The 23713-nt window shown below is 72.0% G+C and carries 29 protein-coding genes, 1 pseudogene and 1 riboswitch; of the genes and pseudogenes, 7 read left to right on the top strand and 23 right to left on the bottom strand.

Features of this window, described 5'->3' with window-relative positions:
• Positions 1–15: 15 nt before the first annotated feature.
• The 8 genes from C2L58_RS38815 to C2L58_RS49530 all read right to left on the bottom strand — a co-directional run bounded on the left by C2L58_RS38815 (position 16) and on the right by C2L58_RS49530 (position 3042).
• Positions 16–207 (bottom strand): hypothetical protein, encoded by a 192-nt coding sequence (locus C2L58_RS38815; RefSeq protein WP_103342601.1) that lies wholly within the window; start codon positions 205–207, stop codon positions 16–18.
• Positions 189–431 (bottom strand): hypothetical protein, encoded by a 243-nt coding sequence (locus C2L58_RS38810; protein ID WP_103342600.1) that lies wholly within the window; start codon positions 429–431, stop codon positions 189–191. Before C2L58_RS38810 ends, C2L58_RS38815 begins: the two co-directional genes overlap by 19 nt.
• Positions 428–664, bottom strand: a complete 237-nt coding sequence (locus tag C2L58_RS38805) for a hypothetical protein (RefSeq protein WP_103342599.1) — start codon at positions 662–664, stop codon at positions 428–430. The genes C2L58_RS38810 and C2L58_RS38805 overlap by 4 nt, the downstream gene beginning before the upstream one ends.
• Positions 661–930, bottom strand: a complete 270-nt coding sequence (locus C2L58_RS38800) for a hypothetical protein (protein ID WP_143060698.1) — start codon at positions 928–930, stop codon at positions 661–663. Before C2L58_RS38800 ends, C2L58_RS38805 begins: the two co-directional genes overlap by 4 nt.
• Positions 931–992: 62 nt before the next feature.
• Positions 993–2171 (bottom strand): helix-turn-helix domain-containing protein, encoded by a 1179-nt coding sequence (locus C2L58_RS38795; RefSeq protein WP_103342598.1) that lies wholly within the window; start codon positions 2169–2171, stop codon positions 993–995.
• An 84-nt stretch (positions 2172–2255) separates the two neighbouring features.
• Positions 2256–2558 carry a hypothetical protein gene (locus tag C2L58_RS38790; RefSeq protein WP_146073752.1) on the bottom strand — a complete coding sequence of 101 codons (303 nt, stop codon included), beginning with the start codon at positions 2556–2558 and terminating at the stop codon, positions 2256–2258.
• A 5-nt stretch (positions 2559–2563) separates the two neighbouring features.
• On the bottom strand, positions 2564–2887 hold the full coding sequence (locus tag C2L58_RS38785; protein ID WP_103342596.1) for a hypothetical protein: 324 nt from the start codon (positions 2885–2887) through the stop codon (positions 2564–2566).
• Positions 2884–3042 carry a hypothetical protein gene (locus tag C2L58_RS49530; protein ID WP_158264230.1) on the bottom strand — a complete coding sequence of 53 codons (159 nt, stop codon included), beginning with the start codon at positions 3040–3042 and terminating at the stop codon, positions 2884–2886. The genes C2L58_RS38785 and C2L58_RS49530 overlap by 4 nt, the downstream gene beginning before the upstream one ends.
• A gap of 136 nt (positions 3043–3178) precedes the next feature.
• Here C2L58_RS49530 and C2L58_RS38780 point away from each other — a divergent pair.
• Together C2L58_RS38780 and C2L58_RS38775 are read left to right on the top strand one after the other, a co-directional pair.
• A pseudogene (locus C2L58_RS38780) lies at positions 3179–3451 on the top strand (3-methyladenine DNA glycosylase); the annotation flags it as partial.
• Between the two features lie 470 nt (positions 3452–3921).
• Positions 3922–5649: a hypothetical protein gene (locus C2L58_RS38775; protein WP_233226183.1), complete on the top strand. Its 1728-nt coding sequence runs from the start codon at positions 3922–3924 to the stop codon at positions 5647–5649.
• A gap of 3 nt (positions 5650–5652) precedes the next feature.
• Here C2L58_RS38775 and C2L58_RS38770 read toward each other — a convergent pair whose 3' ends face one another.
• Together C2L58_RS38770 and C2L58_RS38765 are read right to left on the bottom strand one after the other, a co-directional pair.
• Complete coding sequence (locus C2L58_RS38770; protein WP_103342594.1) at positions 5653–6432, bottom strand: aldo/keto reductase; 780 nt, start codon at positions 6430–6432, stop codon at positions 5653–5655.
• A 40-nt stretch (positions 6433–6472) separates the two neighbouring features.
• Complete coding sequence (locus C2L58_RS38765; RefSeq protein WP_103342768.1) at positions 6473–7267, bottom strand: helix-turn-helix domain-containing protein; 795 nt, start codon at positions 7265–7267, stop codon at positions 6473–6475.
• Between the two features lie 169 nt (positions 7268–7436).
• Between C2L58_RS38765 and C2L58_RS38760 the strand changes: the two genes are divergently transcribed.
• Positions 7437–7796 carry a nuclear transport factor 2 family protein gene (locus tag C2L58_RS38760; RefSeq protein ID WP_103342593.1) on the top strand — a complete coding sequence of 120 codons (360 nt, stop codon included), beginning with the start codon at positions 7437–7439 and terminating at the stop codon, positions 7794–7796.
• Positions 7797–7892: 96 nt separating this feature from the next.
• Here C2L58_RS38760 and C2L58_RS38755 read toward each other — a convergent pair whose 3' ends face one another.
• Positions 7893–9047, bottom strand: coding sequence for an NAD-dependent epimerase/dehydratase family protein (locus C2L58_RS38755; RefSeq protein WP_103342592.1), 1155 nt, complete (start codon positions 9045–9047; stop codon positions 7893–7895).
• 139 nt (positions 9048–9186) lie between these two features.
• Here C2L58_RS38755 and C2L58_RS38750 point away from each other — a divergent pair, with 139 nt between their 5' ends.
• The gene (locus C2L58_RS38750; protein WP_103342591.1) at positions 9187–9684 is read left to right on the top strand and encodes a GtrA family protein; all 498 of its coding nucleotides are present in this window, start codon (positions 9187–9189) and stop codon (positions 9682–9684) included.
• Here C2L58_RS38750 and C2L58_RS38745 read toward each other — a convergent pair.
• From C2L58_RS38745 to C2L58_RS38730, 4 genes are all read right to left on the bottom strand, one after another.
• Complete coding sequence (locus C2L58_RS38745; protein WP_103342590.1) at positions 9614–11788, bottom strand: glycosyltransferase family 2 protein; 2175 nt, start codon at positions 11786–11788, stop codon at positions 9614–9616. The two genes, C2L58_RS38750 and C2L58_RS38745, sit on opposite strands and share 71 nt — an antisense overlap.
• Positions 11785–12720, bottom strand: a complete 936-nt coding sequence (locus C2L58_RS38740; protein WP_199191656.1) for an NAD-dependent epimerase/dehydratase family protein — start codon at positions 12718–12720, stop codon at positions 11785–11787. Before C2L58_RS38740 ends, C2L58_RS38745 begins: the two co-directional genes overlap by 4 nt.
• 10 nt (positions 12721–12730) lie before the next feature.
• Positions 12731–15628, bottom strand: a complete 2898-nt coding sequence (gcvP, locus tag C2L58_RS38735; RefSeq protein WP_103342588.1) for an aminomethyl-transferring glycine dehydrogenase — start codon at positions 15626–15628, stop codon at positions 12731–12733.
• A gap of 337 nt (positions 15629–15965) precedes the next feature.
• Positions 15966–16064, bottom strand: a riboswitch (glycine riboswitch).
• 42 nt (positions 16065–16106) lie between these two features.
• Entirely contained in the window at positions 16107–16685 is a 579-nt protein-coding gene (locus C2L58_RS38730; RefSeq protein ID WP_103342587.1) for a MerR family transcriptional regulator, read from the bottom strand.
• Positions 16686–16966: 281 nt separating this feature from the next.
• Between C2L58_RS38730 and C2L58_RS38725 the strand changes: the two genes are divergently transcribed.
• A complete protein-coding gene (locus C2L58_RS38725; protein WP_103342586.1) occupies positions 16967–17599 on the top strand; it encodes a TetR/AcrR family transcriptional regulator in 633 nt (210 codons plus the stop codon).
• On the opposite strand, the gene trxA is transcribed toward C2L58_RS38725, so the two are convergent.
• The 8 genes from trxA to C2L58_RS38685 form a co-directional block, all read right to left on the bottom strand.
• Positions 17580–17915 carry a thioredoxin gene (gene trxA / locus C2L58_RS38720; protein WP_103342767.1) on the bottom strand — a complete coding sequence of 112 codons (336 nt, stop codon included), beginning with the start codon at positions 17913–17915 and terminating at the stop codon, positions 17580–17582. The two genes, C2L58_RS38725 and trxA, sit on opposite strands and share 20 nt — an antisense overlap.
• Positions 17916–17926: 11 nt before the next feature.
• Positions 17927–18322: a MerR family transcriptional regulator gene (locus tag C2L58_RS38715; protein ID WP_103342585.1), complete on the bottom strand. Its 396-nt coding sequence runs from the start codon at positions 18320–18322 to the stop codon at positions 17927–17929.
• A 230-nt stretch (positions 18323–18552) separates the two neighbouring features.
• Complete coding sequence (locus C2L58_RS38710) at positions 18553–19026, bottom strand: bifunctional nuclease family protein (RefSeq protein ID WP_004559569.1); 474 nt, start codon at positions 19024–19026, stop codon at positions 18553–18555.
• 216 nt (positions 19027–19242) lie between these two features.
• Entirely contained in the window at positions 19243–19989 is a 747-nt protein-coding gene (gene ftsR, locus C2L58_RS38705; protein ID WP_199191655.1) for a transcriptional regulator FtsR, read from the bottom strand.
• The gene (garA, locus tag C2L58_RS38700; protein ID WP_103342584.1) at positions 19986–20450 is read right to left on the bottom strand and encodes a glycogen accumulation regulator GarA; all 465 of its coding nucleotides are present in this window, start codon (positions 20448–20450) and stop codon (positions 19986–19988) included. Before garA ends, ftsR begins: the two co-directional genes overlap by 4 nt.
• A 136-nt stretch (positions 20451–20586) precedes the next feature.
• Positions 20587–20973, bottom strand: coding sequence for a glycine cleavage system protein GcvH (gcvH, locus tag C2L58_RS38695; RefSeq protein WP_103342583.1), 387 nt, complete (start codon positions 20971–20973; stop codon positions 20587–20589).
• 93 nt (positions 20974–21066) lie between these two features.
• Positions 21067–21684 (bottom strand): CDP-alcohol phosphatidyltransferase family protein, encoded by a 618-nt coding sequence (locus C2L58_RS38690; RefSeq protein WP_103342582.1) that lies wholly within the window; start codon positions 21682–21684, stop codon positions 21067–21069.
• A gap of 589 nt (positions 21685–22273) precedes the next feature.
• The gene (locus tag C2L58_RS38685) at positions 22274–22486 is read right to left on the bottom strand and encodes a hypothetical protein (RefSeq protein WP_103342581.1); all 213 of its coding nucleotides are present in this window, start codon (positions 22484–22486) and stop codon (positions 22274–22276) included.
• Positions 22487–22771: 285 nt separating this feature from the next.
• Between C2L58_RS38685 and C2L58_RS38680 the strand changes: the two genes are divergently transcribed.
• On the top strand, positions 22772–23275 hold the full coding sequence (locus C2L58_RS38680) for a hypothetical protein (protein ID WP_103342580.1): 504 nt from the start codon (positions 22772–22774) through the stop codon (positions 23273–23275).
• 34 nt (positions 23276–23309) lie between these two features.
• Positions 23310–23711, top strand: coding sequence for a hypothetical protein (locus C2L58_RS38675; protein ID WP_103342579.1), 402 nt, complete (start codon positions 23310–23312; stop codon positions 23709–23711).
• Positions 23712–23713 lie beyond the last annotated feature (2 nt).

The following is a 23713-nucleotide window of genomic DNA, read 5'->3' as shown; positions in this document are numbered from 1 at the left end:
CGGCGGCCGAGCGGATCAGGGGTCCCGAGGTGCTGGCGGCTGCTCGGGTTCTTCGCCTGGGCTGCTCGACTCGGTGCTGGTGCTGGGGCTGGGGCAGGGGCGCTGGTTCCGGACCCGGGCCGTCATCTCCTGGGCCATCGCGCGCGCGGCCGTCTCGATGCCCTCGAAGCCCTTCCCGCTGAACGCCATCAGCTGGCCGCCCAGCACGCGCGGCAGCACAGCCTGTGATGCCCGCTCCCGGGCTCCGGGCGGTCCGAGATCTCGACCCGGGCGTGCCGCTCGGGGTACAGCGGATCGGCGCTGTGTGCGGGCACCAGCCAGTCGACGCCGGGGTCCGCGAGGTCGGCCTTCAGGTAGCGGTGGATCTGCCTGTCCTCGCGGTGGTACCGGGCCGCCCACTCGCTCGCGGCCGGCGCCGTCACGGCGGTCACCGTCCGCCCTCTCGCTGCCACCAGGTGAGCAGCACGCGGCGGATCACCTCGGGCAGCTCGGCGCCGATCTCCTCCAGCGGCATCAAGGCCGTCTTGCCGTTGACCCGGATTGCTGGCTGAGTGCCGTTCTTCGCCGTGTCGACGAGGCCGAACTGCAGGTCCGTCGGCCGTCCCTCAGCGTCGGTCGTCCGGAACGCCCGGAACAGCTGCCAGCCCTGCTCTCCGGGGCTCATCGCTGGTTCCGCCGCTTCTTGATCTCGACGCGCGCCCGCAGCTCCTCGACGTCGAGGAGCGTCATCATCGCGTTGAGGCTGATCTGGCCGTGCACGCTGCCGTCGTCCGGCGGTTCAAGCACGGCGGTCGGGCCGTCACCGATCGCCATCGCACCGACCAGCCGGCCTCTGTGGTCGGTCGTGACACCGGTGATGACCGGCAGTTCCGTGCCGGTGCTGTCCACCGTCATGACCAGGCGCTCACGCTGCCATCCCCGAGACTTCATGATCGCCAGCGTGCGCGCTGGAAGCCGTCGGAGTTTGCCACCCAGGCAAACACTCGGATGGGCTACACGGGCAGGCCGGCCCGGTAGGCCATGCCGCGGAGCTCGCGGCCGATCTGGTCGCGCTTCGCCTTCGCGACCAGCTCCGAGAGGATCGAGCGCATGAACGGGTGCCGGTGGATCCGCGCGGGGGAGATCAGCTCGGCCTGGCGCAGCATCAGCACGGCGTCGTTGCGGCGCTTCGGCAGCCTGGCGAGGGCCCGGCCGTACTCGCGGTAGTAGGCGGACTTCCGGGTCGGCGAGGGCAGCGCGTCCGGGTTCACCGTCTCGGCGATCTTCGCGGCCTCGGAGTGCTCGCCGGCCTCCAGAGCGACGGACATGCGCCACACCCCGACGTTCGACGGGCCGAACCCGAACCACAGCGCGTTGCCCTCGCCGGTGTGGTCCGCGAGGTCGGCGGCGTGCTCGAGCGCGGCGAGTCGTTCGGTGTTGTTGCGTTGCGCGGCGGAGACGAGCGACGACGTCAGCGTGAGCATGCCCGCGAGCTGCGCCTGTTCCGGCGTCTCCGTGCCCGGTGAGGATGCCCGCAGCGTCTCCTCGGCCATGTCGAACCCGCCGGCCGCCAGCAGCCCGAAGGCCGTGCCGAACCCGCTCACGGCCGTGAACAGCGGCTCGTCGAGCCGCTGCGCCGCGTCCTGGGCGAGCATGGCCGCCTGCCACGCCAGATCCAGGCTCGCGCCGATGTCGCCGAGCCACGCCTGCGTGCCCTGCACGTGGGTGAGCACGAGCAGGCGCAGCACGGCGCGTTCGTCGCGGTGCGCCTGCAGGGTGCTGTGCAGGTCCCGGATCAGGCCCGGCAGCTGCTCGCCGACGAGGCTGTAGTCGCAGTCCCGCTGCGCGGTGAGGATCGCCGTAACCCGCGGTTCCAGGACCTCGGCGGGGAGGACCTGGCCGCGCGGTTGACCCATGCTCACGGCGAGCAGGGCGAGGCGCACCTCGTTCAGCGATCGGTCCTCTTCCAGCTCCCCGGGCGTAGTGAGCGCGCTCCCGGTGATCTCGCTCGGCGCGACCTCCAGCGCGTCGGCGAGGCTCACGATCAGCGACCGACGATCGAGGGCGCGGTCGCCGGACTCCAGCCGGGACAGGTAGGACGCTGAGATGCCCGCGCGGCCGGCCACGACGGCGAGCGACTTGCCGCGGGCGTGGCGGATCTGGCGCAGGTTGTCGCCGATCGCCGAGGGCATGGCGGGTACTCCTCTTCGCGGGGCCTCTCCGCGTGGCCCCGGGAGCTACCCGGGGCCGGTCCTCCGCGAAGAGGTACGACCAGGCTACCGGTCGTCAGCGGCGGCCTCGCGGAGACGGACGATCTCGACGAGCGTTCCCACCACGCCGGCCAGACCAGCAAGCGCCACGACGCCGAACACGGCGCGCGCCGCGGGCTCGCCGAGGATGTCCGGCACGAGCGCGCCGACGGCGCCGAGCACGGTCACGCCGGCGAGCAGCAGCAGCGCGACGCCGGTGATCCAGGCGAGCCGATTGGACCTCATGTCCGCCCACGTCGCGTGGATCAGGCGGTGCGTTACACCGCGGCGGCCGGGCAGCGTCGCCACCCGGCCGCCTGCAGCGGCCACCCGGGTTACTCCTGCTCCCACAGCCACTGCTCGATCTCGTGCAGCTGGCCGTCGCCGGGCCGCTGTTCGAACGTCTCCGGGGGCGCCAGGCCCGCGAACGCGCCGGCGATGCACTCGCGGATGTGCGCGCGGAACTCCGACCAGTCGCCGCCGTCGCGGGCGTCGAGGGCCCACAGGTCGACCTGCAGCGCGGCGATCTCGACGGCGGTGTCGAACCGCGAGCGGGGGTGCGAGTCGGCGGGGGCGCTGAGGCTGGCGACCTCGCGGGCGAACTGGTCGTCGTCGGCGAGCTGCGCGACGAAGGTGTCGACGTCGATCGGCTCGTTCATGCTGCTGCCCGGTCCTGGTGGCGCCGGAGCTGCCGGACGTCGTCGCGGAGACGGAGGAGCTCGGCGTACATGCTGATCTGCCCGCGCATGACGCGGTTCGTGCAGCGAACGGCGACGACCGAGCCGAGCACACCGAGGCTCGCGGGGATGATCAATTTCGAGAGGCTTCGCAACCTGTGGGGCGTTCGCGCGTCTTTGGCCATGGGTCGGAACTCGCTTTCCGATCAAGGCCCTCGGCTGGTGTTCGCAGCACCGCCGGGGGCCGTCGTTCTGATTGCACCTCGAACACAACTCCACCTGTTCAAATGGGCGTACAAGCTCGACCCGTTCGTGCCCGCGGAGCTGGTGGCGGACTGTTTCGAGCTGGCGGTCGAGATCCGGACCCTGGACATGCGGGCGAGCCCGTACGACCTGGCGGAGCTGGGCTACCCGCCGGTGCGGATCGAGACGGCGACGGGCCGGGCCGAATACGCCCGGGGACAAGGCGAGTTCGCCCGCCGGGCGGCGCCGCTGCGTCATCGCCTGATTGCGCACTGCCATCGCCTGGTCAGCGCAGCACCCTGAGCGCGACCCACTGTGAGTCAGATTATTCTCTCTCCGATACTCACCTGTTAGGGTGATAACGGTTTGATTGCATAGCAGCGCGTGCTTGGCATGCGCTCACCCCGAAAGGATGACGGATGGGGCGACACTACCGGGACGAGGAGCCGGTGCCGCACCCTCAGGACCGCACGCCCAGCGTGCCCCCCGAGGGGCGCAGCGAGGCTTCCGGCTCTTTCCGCACCCCGGGACGCAGCTCCATCTCGGCCGCCTTCGGCATCGCGGGCCGCGGTTCCGCCGCCCGTGGTCAGGGCGAGTCATCCGGTTCGGCTTTCTTCACGGAAGGGGCGGAGGCGCCCGGCTACCCGCCCGAGAGCGGCGGAACGCACCCCGGCACCCGGCGAGGCGAGACTTCGGGCTCGTACCCGGTCGCGGGCACTCGCCGCGGGGAAGCTTCTGGGTCGTACCCCGTCGCGGGGAGGGGCGAGTCCACGGTGACTCGTGCCCCGCGCCGCGGGGAAGCTTCGGGCTCGTACCCGGTCGCCGGCGGTGATTCGACCGTCACCCGCGCGCCTCGCCGCGGTGAGGCCTCCGGCGCCTACCCCGTCACGAGCAGCGAAATCACCACGACGCTCTCGCGCCGCGGGGAAGCTTCCGGCGCTTACCCGGTCGCCGGCAGCGAGACGACCGCCGCCCGGCGAGGGGATGTGCCGGGTGGCCACCCCGTCGCCGGTGGCGAAGCGACCGCGCCTCGCGCCGGTCGCCGAGGGGAAGCCTCGGGCGCCTACCCGGTTGCCAACAGCCAGACCACCGCCGCCCGCCGCGGCGAGGCTTCGGGCACCTTCCCGGTTGCCAACAGCCAGACCACCACCGGCCGCCGTGGCGAAGCCTCCGGCACCTTCCCGGTCGCCCACAGCGAAACCGCCACCGGCCGCCGCGGCGACACCTCCGGCGCCCACCCCGCCGCCGACAGCGAAACCACCGCCGCTTACGCCACAACCGGGAACACCGGTACCTCCGCGCGCTCGCGCCGCAAGGGCGGCGACCGCTCGGCCCCGGACCGCACCGAAACCCCCGGCTCCGGCAGATCCACCCGGGCTGCCCGGCGAGCCGGAGCCTCCGGTGCCCACCCGATCGCCGGCCCCGCTGCCCCCGCCGGAGCGCCCGGCGGCTTGCCCGCCGATTCCGCCGCTCCCCGCTCGCGCCGCAAGGGCGGCAAACCCGCCGGCCGCCATCCCGAATCGGCCGCCGAGCGGACCGAAGTCATCGCGCGGCCGGACGACGACCTCGCGGCCCGCGGCGAAGCGGCCGGGGCTTCCCCCCTCGTCGACCGGGGCGACGACACCGGCGCCCGGTCCGGTGACCGCGCCGCCCGCGGCGAAGCGGCCGGCTCTCCCCGCATCCTCGACCGGAGCGGCGACACCGGCACCCGGGCCGCCGAGCGCGGCGACAGCACCAGCCCCGACCGCGGAGAGCACGGCGACACCACCGGCCCCGAGCGCAACGACACCACCGGCCCCGACCGCGGCGGCCGCAGCGACAGCACCGGCCCCCACCGGGCCGGCCGCAGCGAGGGCACCGGTTCGCACCGGATCGTCGGCAAGACCGCCGACGCCACCGGGTCGCACCGCATCGTCGGGAAGAAGGCTCCGCGCCGGCGGATCGCCGGCTGGCCGATCGCCTGTCTCGTGCTCGCCGTCCTCATCGGGCTCGGCGTCGTCGGCTGGAACTGGGCCGACAACGAGCTCAACAGCCGGGCCGAGGCGCAGGCCGCCAGCTGCGACGGCGGGACCGCGCAGATGCGGATCATCGTCACCCCGAGCGTGCAGAAGCCGGTGACCGCCGCGGCCGACCGGTGGAACCAGGCCGCCACCGTCGTCCACGGGCACTGCGTGCGCATCACCATCGAAGGCAAGTCGTCGGCGCAGGTGCTCGACGCGCTGGTCGGCCGGGCGAAGGTGGACTCCATCGGCGGGCTCCCGGCCGCGTGGCTGCCGGAATCGTCGTACTGGGTCAGCGAACTGACCACGAAGAAGCCGGAGATGATCGGCTCGCCCGCCCAGTCGGTGGCGAACGCGCGCTCGGCGGACTACCCGTTCATCGGGCTGGCCGGCCCGGGCATCGACGACACCGCGCTGCGCGCCGCCCAGACCTTCCGCGAGTACCTGGAGCAGCCCGCCCAGCAGGCCGACTTCGCCGCGGCGGGGATCAAGTCCACCTAGCCGCTAGACGCGCGTGCCGTTGTCGAGCTCGGCCACCACGGCGACGTCGTCGTCGGCCAGCTCGAAGTCGAAGATCCCGAAGTGCTCCCGGATCCGCGTCGTGGTGGCCGACGCCGCCACCGCGACCGTGCCGTTCTGCAGGTGCCAGCGGAGCACGATCTGGGCCGGGGTCTTGCCGTACTTGGCGGCGAGCGCCGTGACCGTCTCGTCCGACAGCAGCGCGGCGTTCGCGGCCGGGCTGGCGGCGGCCGTGACGATGCCGCGCTCGCCGTGGAACTCGCGCAGCGGGAGCTGCTGCAGCCACGGGTGCAGCTCGATCTGGTTCACCACCGGCACCGAGCCGGTCGCGTCGATGAGCCGGCGCAGCTCGGAGACGCCGAAGCCGGCGACGCCGACCGCGCGGACCCGCCCGTCCGCGCGCAGCCGGCTCAGCACGCGCCAGGTGTCGGTGAACGCGCCCTTCGTGCCGTCCAGCAGGCACAGGTCGGCCCGCTCGAGCTGGAGCGCTTCCAGCGCCTGGTCGGCGGCCCGGCGGGCGATGTCGTAACCCTGGGCGGGCACGTGGAAGCTGACGAAGAGGTCTTCACGGGGCACGTCGGCCGCGGCGAGCTCCGCGCCCACCGCCGGCTCGGTGCCCGGGGTCGTGTCGATGCCGCGGTACCCGGTGTCGAGGGCGATGCGGACGGCCCGGCCGGTTTCGGCCGGGGACAGGCCGGCGACACCGAACAGCAGCTGGGGGATGCGGACTCCGACGGACAGGGCGAGCGAAGGCGGGACGGCCATCAACCGGTGATCCTCACTTCGGATGCTGCGCGGACCCCCATCATCCCACCCGGGCGGCCCGCTCGCGCAGATACGCCGCCGTCGCCGGGTCGGCCGGGAAGAACGACTCGATCACCAGTTCCGCCACGGTGATGTCCAGCGGGGTGCCGAACGTGGCGACCGTGCTGAAGAAGGTGAGGTCGGTGCCCTCGTGGCGGAACTCGAGCGGCACGAAGATGTCACCCGGCCCGGGGACCTCGACCTCGGGCACGGGCTGGTCGCAGGGGTACCCGCGCAGCTCGGCCAGGAGCTCGGCGAGACCGGCGTCCGCGGTCTGGGCGACCTGCCGCCGCAGCCGGCCGAGCAGGTGGGCGCGCCACTCCCCCAGGTTGCGGATGTGCGGGGCCATGCCGTCGGGGTGCAGGGTCGCGCGCAGGACGTTGGTGGTCAGCCTGGCCGGGATCCCGGCGACGAAGAGGCCGGTGGCGGCGTTGGCCTCGACGAGGTCCCAGTTCCGGTCGACGACGGCGGCCGGGTACGGCTCGTGGCCCGCGAGGAGCTGCCGCACGGCGCGGCGGACGGCGTCCATCCCGGGGTCCCCCAGCGCGCTCTCGGTGTACGCGGGGGCGTAGCCGGCGGCGAGCAGCAGCCGGTTGCGTTCCCGCAGCGGGACGTCGAGGTGCTCGCCGAGCCGCAGCACCATGTCCCGGCTCGGCTTGGACCGCCCGGTTTCCACGAAGCTCAGGTGGCGGGTGGAGATGTCCGCCGAGATCGCCAGGTCGAGCTGGCTGATCCGGCGCCGGTCCCGCCATTCCCGCAGCAGTTCCCCGACGGGCCGCTGCCGTGCCTGCACCATGGTCGTCACGCGAGCGACGCTACGGCGATCACCGAGCCGCCGCCATTACCCCGGGCGTAATGGCCCGGCATTACCTCTCGCGTAATCGACGAGCCGCCGTACGTCCGCCAAAGTCGGTCTCAGCACAGGACGACGGCGAATCCGTTGTCCCCCAACGAAAGGAACCACGATGACCGACGTCCGCAGCATCGTCGAGCGGTACATCGCCGTCTGGAACGAGACCGACGCCGACAAGCGGCGCGCCCTCGTGGCCGACGTCTTCACCGCCGACGCCGGCTACACCGACCCGCTCGGCGCCGTCACCGGGCACGACGGGATCGACCAGTTCGTCGCCGGGGCGCAGCAGCAGTTCGGCGGGCTCACCTTCAGCCTGCCCGCCGAGCCCGACGCCCACCACGACCTCGCCCGCTTCCAGTGGTACCTCGGCACCCCGGGCGCCGAGCCGGTCGCCATCGGGTTCGACGTCGTCGAGCTCGAAGCCGGGAAGATCGCCAAGGTGCACGGGTTCCTGGACAAGCTGCCCGGCTGAGCGAGCCGTCGGGCTCCCGGCCGGGTCGTGAGTGGTAAGGAGGGTTAGAACCCTCCTTACCACTCACGACCGGCCTTCGGTGCTAGGCCTTCGGTGCTAGGCCTTCAGCGCGCCCCGCCAGCGGACGGTCGGGCGGAGCTTCTCCGGGTTCACCCGGTGCTTGTTCGCACCCACGATGTCGAACATCGACTCGATGAGCGTGTCCGAAAGCAGGTGCGGCTCCAGGCCCAGCCCGACCAGCCCGGTGTGCTTCACGTTGTAGTAGTGCTCGGGCGCCTCGGTGCGCGGGTTCTCCAGCTGCTCGATCTGCACCGGGCCGGGGAACCGGTCGGCCACCAGCTCGGCGATGCCCGCCACCGGCATGCTTTCGGTCATCTGGTTGAACACGCGGAACTCCCCCGGCTCGGCCGGGTGCTCGACGGCCAGGCGGATGCACTCCACGGTGTCGCGGATGTCGATCAGGCCGCGGGTCTGCGTGCCCTTGCCGTACACCGTCAGCGGCTGGCCGAGCACGGCCTGGATGACGAACCGGTTGAGCACCGTGCCGAACACCGCGTCGTAGTCGAAGCGGGTCGCCAGCCGCGGGTCCAGCGCCGTCTGCGGCGTCTGCTGGCCGTACACGATGCCCTGGTTGAGGTCCGTGGCGCGCAGGCCCCACGCGCGGCAGGTGAATTCGATGTTGTGGGAATCGTGGACCTTCGTCAGGTGGTAGAACGAACCCGGCCGTTTCGGGAACAGCACGCGGTCGGCGCGGCCGTTGTGCTCCAGCTCCAGCCAGCCTTCTTCGATGTCGATGTTCGGCGTACCGTATTCGCCCATCGTGCCGAGTTTGACCAGGTGGATCGCGGGGTCGATCTCCGCGATCGCATAGAGCAGGTTCAGCGTCCCGACCACATTGTTGTGCTGCGTGTACACCGCGTGTTCGCGGTCGATCATGGAATACGGCGCCGACCGCTGCTCGGCGTAGTGGACGACGGCGTCCGGCGCGAAGTCCCGCACCGCCCCGAACAGGAACTCCGCGTCGAGGAGGTCGCCTTCGTAGCTGGTGATCGTCCGGCCCGACACCTCGCGCCAGGTCGCGATCCGGTCGGCGAGGGATTCGATCGGGACCAGGCTTTCGACACCGAGTTCGGCGTCGTACCCGCGCCGCGCGAAATTGTCGAGAACGGCCACCTCATGGCCTTTGTCCGATAAGTGCAACGCGGTCGGCCAGCCCAGATATCCGTCACCGCCGAGAACCAGCACACGCATTGTGCCGCCCTTCCTGCTCGTTTACGCCACCCGAACGCTATAGATCACGTGCTGATGAAGACCTGGCAATGAGCTGTGAATCTCCTATGCGTGAGGGGGTCGGACGGCGGCGCGGCCGGCCCGCGGGGAGGATGGGAGCATGACGACCGTAACCAACGGCGTGCGGGCCCGCACGGCGGAGAAGACCCGCCGTCGCGGCTGGGCCCGGCTGGCGCGCGCCGCGACGACGTCGGTCGCCGCCACGGTCCTCAGCCAGGTCGTGCTGCTCGCCGTCCTCGCCACCGGCGGCGCCGCGGCGCTGGCCAGCACGCTGGCCTGGGCGGCCGGGGCGGTGCTGAACTTCCTGGTCACGCGGCGCTGGGTGTGGGGCCGCACCGGGCGGCCGCGCGTCCGGCGCGAGCTGCTGCCCTACCTCGCGGTGATCGGGCTCGGCGGGCTGGCGTCGATCGGCCTGACCACCCTCGCCGGCTCGCTGCTGTCCCCGCTGGGCCTGCCGCACTTCTGGTGGGTGGTGCTCGTCGACGGCGCGTACGTCGCCAGCTACGCGCTGGTGTTCGTCGTCAAGTTCACGCTGCTCGACCGGTTCGTGTTCGGCCGCGGCGCAGCACGTACCCCCGCCACCACGTCCCCGTCATGACCCGGGCGTAGTTGGCGCCGTAGACCAGGCTGCCGCCCTTTTTGCTCTTGCCCGCCTTGCGCAGCCGCATGCTCATCGGCAGCTCGACGACGCGGGCGCCGCGGGCGGTGACCCCGACCAGCAGCTCCGACGACTGGTACTGCGGCTCGCGCAGCGGGACCGAGCAGGCCAGGTCCGCCCGCATCGCACGGAAGCCGAACGACGTGTCGGTGATCCGCCGGGCCGTGAGCACCGACGCCAGCACCGCGAAGACGCGCACGCCGAGCCACCGGACGCGGCTGTCGGCTTCCTCGTGCCCGAGCCGCCGGGACCCGGTGACGAAGTCCGCGGTGCCCTCGACGACCGGACGCACCAGCGTTTCCAGCTCGCTGTTGTCGTACTGGCCGTCGGCGTCGGTCGTCACGATGTACTCGGCGCCGGCTTCGGCCGCGAGGTGGTATCCCAGCCGCAGCGCGGCGCCCTGGCCGCGGTTGCGGGGCGCGACGCACACGTACGCGCCGTGCGCCTCGGCGATCGCGGCCGTGTCGTCGGTGCCGCCGTCGACCACGACGAGGACGTCCACCCGCATGCCGAGGCACTCGTCCGGCATTTTCTCCAGGACTTCGCCGATGCCGCCGGCTTCGTTGTAGGCGGCGATGACGACGGTCAGCGGCGCCAGTTCCAGGTCCGGGTGGCGGCCGCGGAAGCCGGCGAGGGCACCGGAGTCGACGTCGTCGGGGAAGGCGGCGAGCCGCTTCCGGCTCGCCGAGGTCAGCGTGGTGAAGCCGAGCGCCCCGGCGACGGGCAGCAGCACGAGCGCCGGGAGCTGGTAGCGCCACGAGAACTGGAACACCGCCGAGGCGAACAGCAGGAGGAGCCCGCTCGACGCCGCGAACAGCGCCCCTGCCTGGGCCCGGTCCAGGGGCTTCTTGCGCCGCACCGCCGGCAGCAGGCCCAGCAGCGCACCGAGGCCGAGCACCCCGCCCGAGACGTAGCCTCCGTCGAGCTGGTAGTCGCGGAGGAGCTTCGCCAGTGGCTGGTCGACGCTCGCGACGACGCCGTCGTTCTGCAGCGTGACCAGGTCGATCAGGGACTGGTCGGCCCACTGCGGGTACGTGAGCTGGAACTGCCACCGGTCCAGGGGGACGTCGGTCAGGCCCTGCTCGCGCGTCCAGGCGAAGCTCTTGGCGAAGTCGTCCAGGATCGCGTCGGCGACGTCGCGGGGCTGTTGTTCCAGGACCTCGACGGCGAACTCGTGGGCCAGCGCGGCCTTGTCCGCGCCGGGCGGCAGCGGGCCCGGCCAGTTCGGGTCGAGGTCGGCGTGGGTGTAGTTGTCGACGAGCCGCTTTTCGCGGGGTTCGGCCGGGCAGAACACCCGCAGCACCGGGTCGAGGTGGAGGTTCGCGCAGTCGGCGACCGCGGCGGTCCGGCCGTAGAGCATGTTCCCGGACGGCCCGCTCAGCCCCCACTTGCCGGTCTCCGCGTGCACCCGCGCCGCGTACGGCACGAGCACGGCGAGCAGGCCCAGGAGGCCGGCGCCGGCCCGGCGCCAGCCCGCCCACTGGCGCCACGCTCCCCCGGCGACCACCAGGAAGACCAGCAGCGGGAGGGCCAGGGAGATCCCGATCAGCCGGGTCAGCACGCCGAAGCCGAGCAGCAGGCCCGCCGCGCCGGCGCGCTTCCAGCCCGGCGTGCCCCAGCCGAGCAGCAGCCAGAGGAGCCCGAGGAGGACGGCCTCGAACGTCACCTCGGACATGATGTTCTGCTCGATCTGCAGCTGGTAGGCGTCGAGCAGCACCGGGGCCGCGGCGAGCGCGGCGACCCACGGGCGGCCGCCGAGCCGCAGGACCAGCCCGTAGACGCCGATCGCGATCAGCACCCCGCCGGCGTGCTGCACCGCGGTGACCCAGGCGAGCCCGCCGACCGCGAGCAGGGGCCGCAGCACCAGGTCGTAGCCGATCGGGTCGAGCTGGTCGGCCCGCAGCGCGTGCAGGTTGTCGATGTACCGGAACGAATCGATGAACAGCAGCGCCGGCCGGTAGGCCAGCCAGGTCAGCACCCGGAGCGTGATCGCCGGGACGAGCAGGAGGAGCAGCAGCCAGTGCCGCTTGAGAAAGGCAATCACTGGTTCGCGAGGCCGGAAAAGTACTTCCACGCCGTCGCCAGGCCTTCGGTGAGCGAGACCTCCGGCCGGTAGCCGATGGTCTCCGCGCTCGCCGAGACGTCGACGACGACCGCGGGCATCTCCCCGGCCGGCGCCTCGACGTGCTCGACCGGCAGCTCGGCGCCGGTCACCTCGCGCACGGCTTCGACCATCTCCAGCACGGACACCGAGCGCCCGGCACCGACGATCGCGCGGCCCGAGTAGCCGCTGCGGAGGGCCAGCAGGACCGCGCGGACGACGTCGTCGACGTGGACGAGGTCGCGGCGCTGGCGGCCGTCGCCGTAGACCCGGACCCCGGTGCCGGTCAGCGCGGCCCGCATCATCCGCGGCACGAAACTGTCCTTGTGGGACATTCCCGGGCCGTAGACGTTGGTGAACCGCAACGCACACGTCGTCATCCCGTAGGCCCCGGCGTAGCCCGACAGCAGCATTTCGCACGCCGCCTTGGTGGCGCCGTAGGGCGTGAGCGGGCACAGCGGCAGGTCCGGGGTGATGGTCGCCGTGCCGACGTTCCCGATCACCGCGTTGGTCGAGGCGAGCAGGAACTTCGGCACCTCGCGGCGGCGCGCGAGCTCCAGCAGCTCCTGGGTGACCAGGACGTTGTCGGCGAAGGTGTCTTCGGGCAGCTCGACCGACTTCAGCACCGACGTCAGCGCGGCGAGGTGCACGATGGCCGCGGTCTCGCCGGTCACAGCCTGCTCGCGGACGGCGGCGTCGCGGAGGTCGCCGGTCACCACACGCACGCCGTCGCGGTCTTCGGGGAACGGCACCCGGTCCACGACGGTGACCGGGATGCCCCGGTCGCGGAGGGCGCGCACTACGGCCCGGCCGATGAAGCCGCTGCCGCCGGTCACGACCACGGACGTCCGATCAGGATCGTGCCCACTCACCATGGGCGCCAACCTACCTCGCGTTCCTGTGACCGGTCGCGAAGGCCTCCGGGGGCGGGCAGGAGCAGACCAGGTTGCGGTCGCCCGCCGCGCCGTCGATGCGCCGGACCGGGGGCCAGATCTTCGGTGCGGCCGTCCCCGCCGGGAACACCGCCGTTTCGCGGCTGTACGGCCGGTCCCAGTCGCCCGCGACGCAGCGGGCGGTGTGCGGTGCCTGCCGCAGCGGTGAAGCCTCGAGGGGCCACTCCCCCGCCGCGACGCGGTCGATTTCGCCGCGGATCGCGATCATCGCGGCGCAGAAGCGGTCGAGCTCGGCGAGGTCTTCGCTCTCCGTCGGCTCCACCATCAGCGTGCCCGCGACCGGGAAGGACATCGTCGGCGCGTGCAGCCCGTAGTCCGCCAGCCGCTTCGCGACGTCGTCGACCGTGACGCCGGTGGCCTTCGTCAGCGGCCGGAGGTCGAGGATGCATTCGTGCGCCACCAGGCCTTCGTGGCCGGCGTACAGCACCGGGTAATGATCGGCGAGGCGGCGGGCGACGTAGTTGGCGGTGGCCACCGCGACGAGCGTCGCCCGGCGGAGCCCTTCGGCGCCCGTCATCCGGATGTACGCCCAGGAAATCGGCAGGATCGACGCGCTGCCCCACGGCGCCGCGCTGACCGGGCCGACGCCGGTGACCGGCCCGGCCGCCGGCTGCAGGGGGTGGTTCGGCAGGAACGGCGCCAGGTGCGCCCGGACGCCGATCGGGCCGACGCCCGGCCCGCCGCCGCCGTGCGGGATGCAGAACGTCTTGTGCAGGTTGAGGTGCGAGACATCGGCGCCGAAGCGGCCGTACTGGGCGACGCCGATCAGCGCGTTCAGGTTGGCGCCGTCGACGTACACCTGCCCGCCCGCGTCGTGCACCGCCGCGCACACCTCGCCGAGGGTGTCTTCGTAGACGCCGTGCGTCGACGGGTAGGTGAGCATGATCGCGGCGAGGTCGGCCCGGTGCTCGTCCACTGTGGACCGCAGGTGGGCGAGGTCGATGTTGCCCGCCTCGTCGCAGCGGACGACGGCCACCCGCATGCCCGCCATCACCGCGCTGGCCGCGTTCGTGCCGTGCGCGCTGGCCGGGATCAGGCAGACGTCCCGCGCGTGTTCGCCGCGGGCGCGGTGGTAGGCCCGGATGGCGAGCAGGCCGGCGAACTCGCCCTGGCTGCCGGCGTTGGGTTGCAGGGAAACCGTGTCGTAGCCGGTGATCCGGGCGAGCCAGGCGCTCAGGTCGGCGACCACGGTCAGGAGCCCGGCGGCGTCTTCGGCCGGTGCGAACGGGTGCAGGCCGGAGAACTCCGGCCAGCTGATCGGCTCCATCTCCGCCGTGGCGTTGAGCTTCATGGTGCACGAGCCCAGCGGGATCATGCTGCGGTCGAGCGCGACGTCGGAGTCCGCCAGCCGCCGGAGGTAGCGCAGCATCGCGGTTTCCGAGCGGTGCGCGTGGAACACCGCGTGCGTGAGGAACTCGCTCGTGCGCCGCAGCGGCCCCGGGAGGGCGTCGGCGGTGTCCGCATCAAGGCCGTCCACATCGGACACGGAGACGCCGAACGCCTTCCAGACGCCGGAAAGCCGCTCACGGGTCGTGGTTTCGTCGCAGGCGATGCCGACGTGGTCGTCGTCGATCCGGCGCAGGGAGAGGCCGAGGTCGCGCGCGGCGGCGACAACGAGATCCGCCCGGCCGGGCACCGCCGCGACGACCGTGTCGAAGAACTCGCCGTGCACGACGTCGACTCCACCTTCGGCGAGGCCGGCGGCCAGCACGGTGGCCATCCGGTGGGCGCGCAGCGCGATCGACCGCAGGCCCTCGGGCCCGTGGTACACCGCGTACATCGACGCCATCACCGCCAGCAGGACCTGCGCGGTGCAGATGTTGGACGTCGCCTTCTCGCGGCGGATGTGCTGCTCGCGGGTCTGGAGGGCGAGCCGGTACGCGGGCGCGCCGTCGGCGTCCTTCGAGACGCCGACCAGCCGGCCGGGCAGCTGCCGCTCCAGGCCTTTCCGCACGGCGAGGTAGGCGGCGTGCGGGCCGCCGAAGCCGAGCGGGACGCCGAACCGCTGCGTCGACCCGACGGCGACGTCGGCGCCGAGCTCGCCGGGCGGGCGCAGCAGGGTGAGGGCGAGGGGGTCGGCGGCGACGATCACGGCCGCGCCGTGCTTCTTGGCCTCGCCGATGGTCAGGTCGAGCTCCCGGACCGCCCCGGACGCGCCGGGGTAGGACAGGAGCACGCCGAAGAAGTCGCCGCCGAGCCCGAGCCCGGTCAGCCCCTGCGAGAGGTCTTCGACGACCAGTTCGATGCCGAGCGGCTCGGCCCGGGTCCCGAGCACGGCGAGGGTCTGCGGCAGCGTGTCTTCGTCGACGACGAACCGGTGCGACGTCGCCCGCCCGGCCCGGCGCACCAGCGTCATGGCCTCGGCGGCCGCGGTGGCCTCGTCGAGCAAGGACGCGTTGGCGACAGGCAGCCCGGTCAGGTCCGCGACCATGGTCTGGAAGTTGAGCAGCGCTTCGAGCCGGCCCTGGGAAATCTCGGGCTGGTAGGGCGTGTAGGCGGTGTACCAGGCCGGGTTCTCGAGCACGTTGCGCCGGATGACGGGCGGGGTGACGGTGTCGTGGTAGCCGAGCCCGATCATCGAGGCGGTCAGCCGGTTGCGCCCGGCCAGCTCCCGCAGTTCGGCCAGCGCCTGGGCTTCGGAGGCGGGCGGAGGCAGTTCGAGGGGCTGCGCGGACTCCCGCAGCGACGACGGCACGGCCCGTTCGGCGAGTTCGTCGAGGGAGGCGACACCGATGACGTCGAGGATGTGGCGGAGTTCGTCCGGTCCGGGCCCGATGTGCCGGTCGGCGAAAGGAAGGCCCTGTTCCAGGGAGGCGAGTGACGGATCCACGAGACCTCCTGGGGACAGCGGGGCGTTACTCGACCGACTCTAGAACCGACGGACGAGCGGAAGGCGACCACCGCGGGGGTCCGGGGGCGGAGCCCCCGGGCGGGGTCTGGGGGTTGCACCCCCAGAAGACACGGCGAAGGGGCTCAAGCGAGCGCTTTCCGCGAGCAGACTGGGCTCCAAGTCCCGAGCGAGCACGGCTCGCCCAAACCCGGAGGAACCCTCCCCGCTCTGTCTGACCCCGAGGGGCGCCTGAGAGTTTCGCCCGCAGGTTGAACCGGGCTTGCACCGTCGGCGGGGCCATCAGGCTGTGTCCTGACGACCCGCTTTCCAGAGGCGTCTCGTCCGCGCGGTCCAGGGTGCCTGAGAGGTTCCGGGGAGGACTTGCTCCTTCGGCGCCGAGCTCAAGGTGTGGCTCGGACTCTCCCGCGCGGATTCGTCGACCGCACGGTGAACCTTACTCTGTCTGCCGCAGTGGTGATCAACCGGTCTTGCGGGCGTTGCGGCGCTGGGTGAGTTCGTCCGGTTGGTGCGTCTCGACGATGCCGCCGTCGGCGCGTTCGGCCGGGAACTCGTGAATGGTGCCGCTGATCTCCTGCATCGCACCGCTGACGGCGATGCCGAAGACGCCCTGGCCGCCCTGGAGCAGGTCGACGATCTCCTCCGGCGAGGTGCACTCGTACACCGTCGTGCCGTCGGAGAACAGCGTCACCCGGGCCAGGTCGCGGACGCCGCGGACGCGCAGGTGGTCGACGGCGACCCGGATGTTCTGGAGCGAAACGCCGGTGTCCAGGAGCCGCTTGACGACCTTGAGGACCAGGATGTCCTTGAAGGAGTACAGCCGCTGCGAGCCGGAGCCGTGCGCGGTGCGGATGCTGGGCGCGACCAGTTTGGTCCGGGCCCAGTAGTCCAGCTGGCGGTAGGTGATGCCGGCGATCTGGCACGCCGCCGGACCCCGGTAGCCCACCAGCTCGTCGGGCAGCGAGTCGTCGGGGAACAGTTCCCCCTGCTCGCCAGTCGCGACCCCGACAGGCTGCTTCTCGGAACCAGCCTCGACCACGCAAGCCTCCCCTCGCCCGACCTGGTGGCCGGCGAATGACAGCCGGAGGAGTCCCAGGAGTGGGACCCGCCGGAGATCAACCGCCACGGTCCGGCCCCAGACCGTGAATCACACCGTGGCGATTTACCTCCTTCGACGGTAAGCGTCAGGAGAACACCGGTCAACGCGACGCGCGGCAACGCTCAACGGTCGGCTGAGCCTTTGAGCCGTTCGCCGTACCCCCACTCGTGGCCCGGCAAACCCGGTGGACATTTTTTACTCAGCCGAGTAACTTTTTACTCATGCAAGTAAACACCGACCTCATGGCCGAACTGGGCCTGGGTGCCACCGAGGCCGCGCGCCGGGCGCAGATCATCGGGGCGACCATCGGCGTCCTGGCCGACCTCGGCTACCGCCGGACCACCTTCGCCAAGATCAAGGAGCGCGCCGGGCTCAGCAGCACCCGGCTGATCTCGTACCACTTCACGAACAAGGCCGGCCTGATGCAGGCCGTGCTCAGCACGGTCGTCGAAACCAAGGGCGCGTTCCTCACCGAACGCACCGGCGGCGGCCTCGACCCGGCCGACCGGCGCGGCTACCTGCGGGCGCACATCGAGACGTCGATCGCGTTCCTGCGGGCGTACCCGGAGTGCGTCCGGGCGCTGTCGGAGCTGGCCGCCAACTCCGCCGACGCCGACGGCTGGGTGATGACGAAGGTGCTGGTCGACGACCTGCGGGTGCACGGCCTGGCCCGGCAGCTCAAGCAGGGCCAGGCCGACGGCACGTTCGGCGCCTTCACGCCCGAGGTGATGGCGATGTCGATCGCGCAGGCCATCGACGGTGTCGCCGCCGCCTACGCGGCCGACCCTTCGCTGGACCTCGAAACGTACGGGCGCGAAGTGGCGGACACGTTCGTCAAAGCGACGGCGCCTTGAGGACCCGGTCGAGCCGGTCTTCGATGCGGGCCTTCGGGAACGCTCCGACGATCGTCTCGACCGGCTCGCCGCCGCGGAAGAGGATCATCGTCGGCAGCGACATGACCTGGTAGGCGCGGGTGGTCTCCGGGTTCTCGTCGGCGTTGATCTTGCGGACGGCGAGTTCACCGGCGCGCTCGGCGGCCAGCTGCGCGAGCACCGGGCCGACCATCCGGCACGGGCCGCACCAGGTGGCCCAGAACTCGACGAGCACGGGGACGTCGCTGCCGAGGACTTCGGCAAAGGTCGCGTCGGTGATGTCGGCAACTTCGGACAAGGCGGGCTCCTTCACGGGCGCGGGGATTCGGGCACGACACACGGATCGGGCGCCTGCCGGGCGAGGGCGGCCGCGAGTTTCCCGGCGAGTTCGCCGCGGATGCCGCCGAGCCGCGCGAGAAGCGCGTCGGCTTCTTCGAGCTTGCGCCGGTACACCTCGATGGAGCTGGCGCACGCATCGCCGGTTTCGTGGCCGCTGCGCAGGCACTCGACGAAGGGACGGGTTTCGTCGAGGGTCAGACCGACCGTCTGGAGGGTCTGGATCTCCTTGACGAGCTGGAAATCGTCCTCGCCGTACTCGCGGTAGCCGTTGGCCGAGCGCCGGGCCTGGAGCAGGCCTTGGTCCTCGTAAAACCGCAGCGCACGAGTAGTGGTACCCGTGCGCTGCGCCAGTTCTCCGATCCGCATGCCCTCGACGCTAGACGTTGACGTCCACGTCAAGGCAAGTTCTCACGCCTCGAGTTCTCACGCCTCGAGTTCTCACAAGTCGAGGCGAGTGAAAAGCCTTACCGCGGGAGGAGGCGGGGGTCCGGGGGCGTGCCCCCGGGCGGGGTCTGGGGGTTGCACCCCCAGAAGACACGGCGAGGAGCTCGACGCGAGCGCATTCCGCGAGCACACCTCACCCAAGCTCGGAGCCCTTAGGTATCGGCCCCGCGGAAGTCTTCGGGCGACACGGAGTCGAGGAACTCGCGGAACTTCTCGACCTCGTCCTCCTGCTCGTCCGGGATGATGAGGCCGGCTTCCTCCAGCACCGAATCCACGGCGTGGATGGGAACGCCGATCCGCAGGGCCAGGGCGACCGAGTCGCTCGGCCGGGCGGACACCCGGATGTCGCCGTCGAACACGAGCTCCGCGAAGAACGTGCCCTCCTTCAGGTCGGTGATGACGACCTGCTCCAGCTCCCGGCCGAGCGCTCCGATGACCTCTTTCAGCAGGTCATGCGTGAGCGGGCGGGCGGGGCGGACCCCCTGCTGCTCCAAGGCGATGGCGGTGGCTTCGACCGAGCCGATCCAGATCGGCAGGTACCGTTCACCCTCGGTCTCCCGCAGCAACAAGATCGGCTGATTCGCGGGCAGCTCGACCCGCACACCGACGACGCGCATTTCGCTCATCGGGCTTCGCCTCCCTCTCGTGCACACGGGCTGCAGCGCTGAACCGGCTTCACGCCCATGCTCCCGACGCTACCCGTCATCCGTGCGCTGTGCTCGCTGTCCGGACTCTCTCAGTTTGCCTGCCGCAAACCCGTGCCTTCACGGTACGGCATGCGGTGCCGAACATTCAGTCATTGACATGGGACCGCAAAGAGGATCTCACTGCCCCGTTATCGATCAACACCCGGAGACGCCGCGGATTCCGGCCTTGACGAGCAGCGTGTGCAGGGTCACGGACAGCGCCGCCAGCTCCCGCACCACCTCGTCGGCCCGCGCTTTGGCCTCCGGGTCACGGTGCCGGTACACCGGGGTCACGATCTGCTCCAGCAGCCCGACCTCGCGGTCGGCCGCGGCGCGGAAGGCACGCAGGTGTCTCGGCTCGATCCCGAATTCGGTCATCGCCTTGACCGTCCGCGCGACCAGCACCGCGTCGGGATCGAAGAACCCGGCGGGACCGGGCCGGACCAGGCCGTACTGCTGCAGCTCGGCCAGTGCCGGCGCGTCGATGCCGGCCTGCTCCAGGAGCTCCTCCTGGGTCAGGCGCAGCTCCTTGCCCGCGGTGAAGTCGTCCGCCACGGGCAGGCCGACGTTCTCCGCCGGCGCGTCGATCGGCACCAGCCGGCGCGGCGGGCGGGGCAGGGCCGCGGTGGGCCCGGCCCCCGAGTCCGCCGCGTCCAGCTGTTCCTTGATGACCTTCAACGGGAGGTAGTGATCCCGCTGGGCGGCCAGGACGAACCTCAGTCGCTCCACGTCCGCCGCGGCGAACTGCCGGTAGCCCGACGGTGTCCGGCCCGGCTGGACCAGGCCTTCCGCTTCGAGGAACCGGATCTTGGAGATGGTGACATCGGGGAAGTCGCCGCGCAGCTGCGCGAGGACCGCCCCGATGCTCAACCCGTGGTTCTGTGGCCGCCCGGCCGCCGTCACTGCGCCCCCTGGCCCCCGTGCCCCGGGCCGGTCAGGAAGACCAGGCGGAACTTCCCGATCTGCACCTCGTCGCCGCCGGCGAGCACCGCCTGGTCGACCGGCTCGCGGTTGACGTAGGTGCCGTTGAGGCTGCCGACGTCGATGACGACGAACTCGCCGCCTTCACGCCGGAATTCGGCGTGCCGGCGGGAGACGGTGACGTCGTCGAGGAAGATGTCGCTGTCCGGGTGCCGCCCGGCGCTGGTGGTGTCGCGGTCGAGCAGGAACCGCGAACCCGCGTTCGGCCCGCGCTTCACGACCAGCAGGGCAGAACCCGGGGGCAGGGCGTCGACACCCTGGACCGGGGGTTCCGGGGCGGGCTCGCGGCCTTCGGCTTCGGCCAGGAAGTCGGCCCGGAAGACAGAGGTCCGCTCCGGAGACTGCTCCGGGGGAACGCCGCCGGGCCCGTCGTTCGTGCTCACCTGAGCTCTCCTCCACACATGCTGTGTTGCCAGTACTCAAGAACGTGTAGCTGCCAACGTACCGTGCCTGATCGATTCTCCGAGCCCCGGCTCCCCGAACCGGCGCAGTGCTGGTCCGACCGGGTCAACGTGGGGTTCAGCCCTTGGTCAGGGCGTCGTACGCCTCGGCTTCGAGCAGGGCTTCCAGGCCCGCCGGGTCGTCGAGCCGGATCTCGATCAGCCAGCCCTCGCCGTAGGGGTCGCTGTTGATCAGCTCGGGCGAGTCGGCGACGGCGTCGTTGACCGCGACGACCTCCCCGTCGACCGGCGCGAACAGCTCGGAGACGCTCTTGGTCGACTCGACCTCGCCGAAGACGTCGCCCGCGCTCACCTGCCGGCCGACGTCGGGCAGGTCGACGAACACGACGTCGCCGAGCTGGTCCTGCGCGTACTCGGTGATGCCGACGCGCACGTGGGTGTCCTCGCCGCGGGTGGCGACCCACTCGTGTTCCTCGGTGTAGCGAAGCTCTTCAGGAGCGGACAACGCCGGTCCCCTTTCATGCCTTCACTGGCGAAAAGTGTTGGGCGAAGTCTTACACCCACACGGCGCAGCCGCCCGCCACGACCCGGGGAAAGCTCATTCCGCCGCGGTACCGCGCAGGGCGTTGCGCGCCTGCACGACGTAGAGCACACCGGACCAGACGTAGAGGACGGCGCCCCAGATGGTGAAGGCGTAGCCGATCGGCCGCGCCACCGCGGCGACGTCCGAGCCGCCCTGCGCGAGCAGCAGGAACGGGAAGGCGTACATCAGGACGAAGGTGGCGCCCTTCCCGATGTAGGTCACCTCGGGCGGCGCGAAACCGCGGCGGCGCAGGGTGACGACGCAGACGCCGAGCACGGCCTCCCGCAGGACCAGCGGGACGACGACCCACCACGGGATGATGCCGCGCACGAGGAAGGCGACGAGGGTGGCGAGGATGTACAGCCGGTCGGCGGCCGGGTCGAGCAGCTGCCCGAGCCGGGACATCTGGTTGAGCCAGCGGGCGAGCTTGCCGTCGAGCCAGTCGGTGAGGGCGCTGAAGACGAGCAGGGCGAGCGCCCAGCCGTCTTCTTGCGGGCCGAGCAGCAGCCAGAGGAAAACGGGCACCCCGGCCAGCCGCAGCAGGGACAGCATGTTGGGGACGTTCAGGGCCTGCCGCAGCAACGACGGCTCGGCACCGGCCGGAGCGGCGGGTTCGGGGGCGGCTGTGCTCACCGGGCCATTAAACAGCGGCACGGGCCCGGGCCGCCCGGTGGTGCGGCACGCAGCGTGACAGCCTGCGGCCTCCCGGCTCGCGGCCGGCGGGGGTGCGGGGTGGCGGGGCGCGGGGTGGCTTGGGTGGTGCGGGGTAGCGGGGGTGGTGCGGGGTGGCGGGGCGCATCCCGGCCCACCGCCCGCGGCTTAGCGGGGCGGGCCCGGGTTCGGGCCGGGCGGCGAGGCGCCCGGGCCGCGGCTGCCGAGCGCGCGCGGGGCTCGGGCGGCGCGAACCGCTCGATGCCCGGGCCGCGTGGCGCGGGGCCCTACCAGGCTCGGGAAGGATATGGGCGGCGACCGGCCGGGCCACCCGATCGCCGCGACGGCGACCTGACCAGCTCCAGACCCGAGGCGTTCCGGCGTGGGTCCGCGGCTGGTCGGCCGCGGAGCCGGGCCACCCCCCGTGGCCCGGCTCGGGTCAGCTTGCGCGGCCCGGCTCGGGTCAGCTCGCGTAGCCCGGCTCGGGTCAGCTCGCGCAGCCCGGCCGGTTCAGCTCGCCCGGCTCGGGTCAGCTCGCGCAGCCCGGCCGGTTCAGCTCGCCCGGCTCGGGTCAGCTTGCGCGGCGGCGGTGGCTCCACCCGCGCCGCTGCAGCTCGGCGCTGGTCAGCGACTCCGGGCGGCCTCGGTAGTCGGTGCCCATCCAGCGGGCGCGGCCGGCCCGGCCTTCGAGGACGTACGGGCGGCCACCGCACCAGACCACGGTGCTCGGGACGGTCGGCGGACTGGACGGGTCTTCGGTGCTGGTCACAGCGTCGGCGTTCATCGCTCTCACGGATTCGGGACGGGGATTCGGGACGGGAAGCCCTTCGGCCTCCACCAAGATCTTCGGCGCGCGGGGCCGGATTGTTAACCGGAGCGGCGCGAATTAGACCGATCGATTCTTGATGACAGCGGGAGGTTTCGGAGCGTGAACGGAATGTTAATCGTCCATTGTGGACATCTTTCGGGCAGCCACCGGACCGGCCGCCGGTCCGCTGTTGTAATCTCCGGCACACCCGTGGGCGCGTGGCCCGACGGGGACCGAGCTGAGCGGGGAGGAAGGATCGCGGTGCCCCACCCGACCACCACGAGGACGTGGCTCGCGGCCTGTCTCGCCCTGCCGGCGCTCGCCGCCTGTTCGGGCGATCCGGCCGCGCAGGCTCCCCCGGCCCCGCCGTCCTCGGCCGCTCCGGCGTCCGTGCCGACCTCGGCCGGGACCCCGCCGCCGCCCCCGTCCCCCGGCGGCAGCGAGTCCGCGCCCGCCCCGGTGACCAAGCCGTCCGGGCCGCCGCCGTCGGTGCCCGGTTCGTGCGGCACCGTCACCGCCGCCAGCGGGCTCACCCTCTACGTCTTCGACAGCGGGTCCGCCGGGGTCAGCTGCGTCTCGGCGACGAAGCTGGTCGGCGACTTCCACCGCAAGATCGCCGGGCGCCAGGGCGCCGGCTCGAACGACGCGGTGAACGAGACCGTCGACGGCTGGCTGTGCACCTCCGGGCCGCCGGCCGCCCAGGGCGGCACCACCTGCACCAAGGGCGAGCAGACGGTCTTCGCCGCCGTCGTGCCGTCCGAGTGAGTCCGTTCCGATCTCCCGCGCTCCTGAAGGGCCCATGAAGACACTCGCCTACCCCCTGCTGTTCGTCGCCGCGGCCGCCGCACTGGCCGGCTGCGGCGGCGACCCGGCGCCCGCCGCGCCGTCGTCCGCCGCGCCCGCTCCGGTGCCCGCCGCGGCCGCGGCGGCCGCGTCGACGGCCCCCGGCGTGCCGTGCGGCGACGTCACCGGTACGGGCGGCGCGAAGACGGCGGTCGTCGCGCACGGCAGCATCGACTGCGCCGCGGCGACGAAGCTGCTGAAGGACTACTTCGCGAAGCTGACCCCGGCCGAGGCGAACGACGCCGACGGCCCGGGCCCGATCGTCCTCGACGACTGGACGTGCGGCAGCGGCCCGAACGACCCGGTGACGGCGTGCTCGACCGAGGACGGCCGCCAGGTCGAGGGCACCCGCCGCTGAGC

Source organism: Amycolatopsis sp. CA-126428 (genome assembly GCF_002904335.1).
GTDB lineage: Bacteria > Actinomycetota > Actinomycetes > Mycobacteriales > Pseudonocardiaceae > Amycolatopsis.
This window is presented reverse-complemented; position numbering and strand designations above follow the sequence as displayed.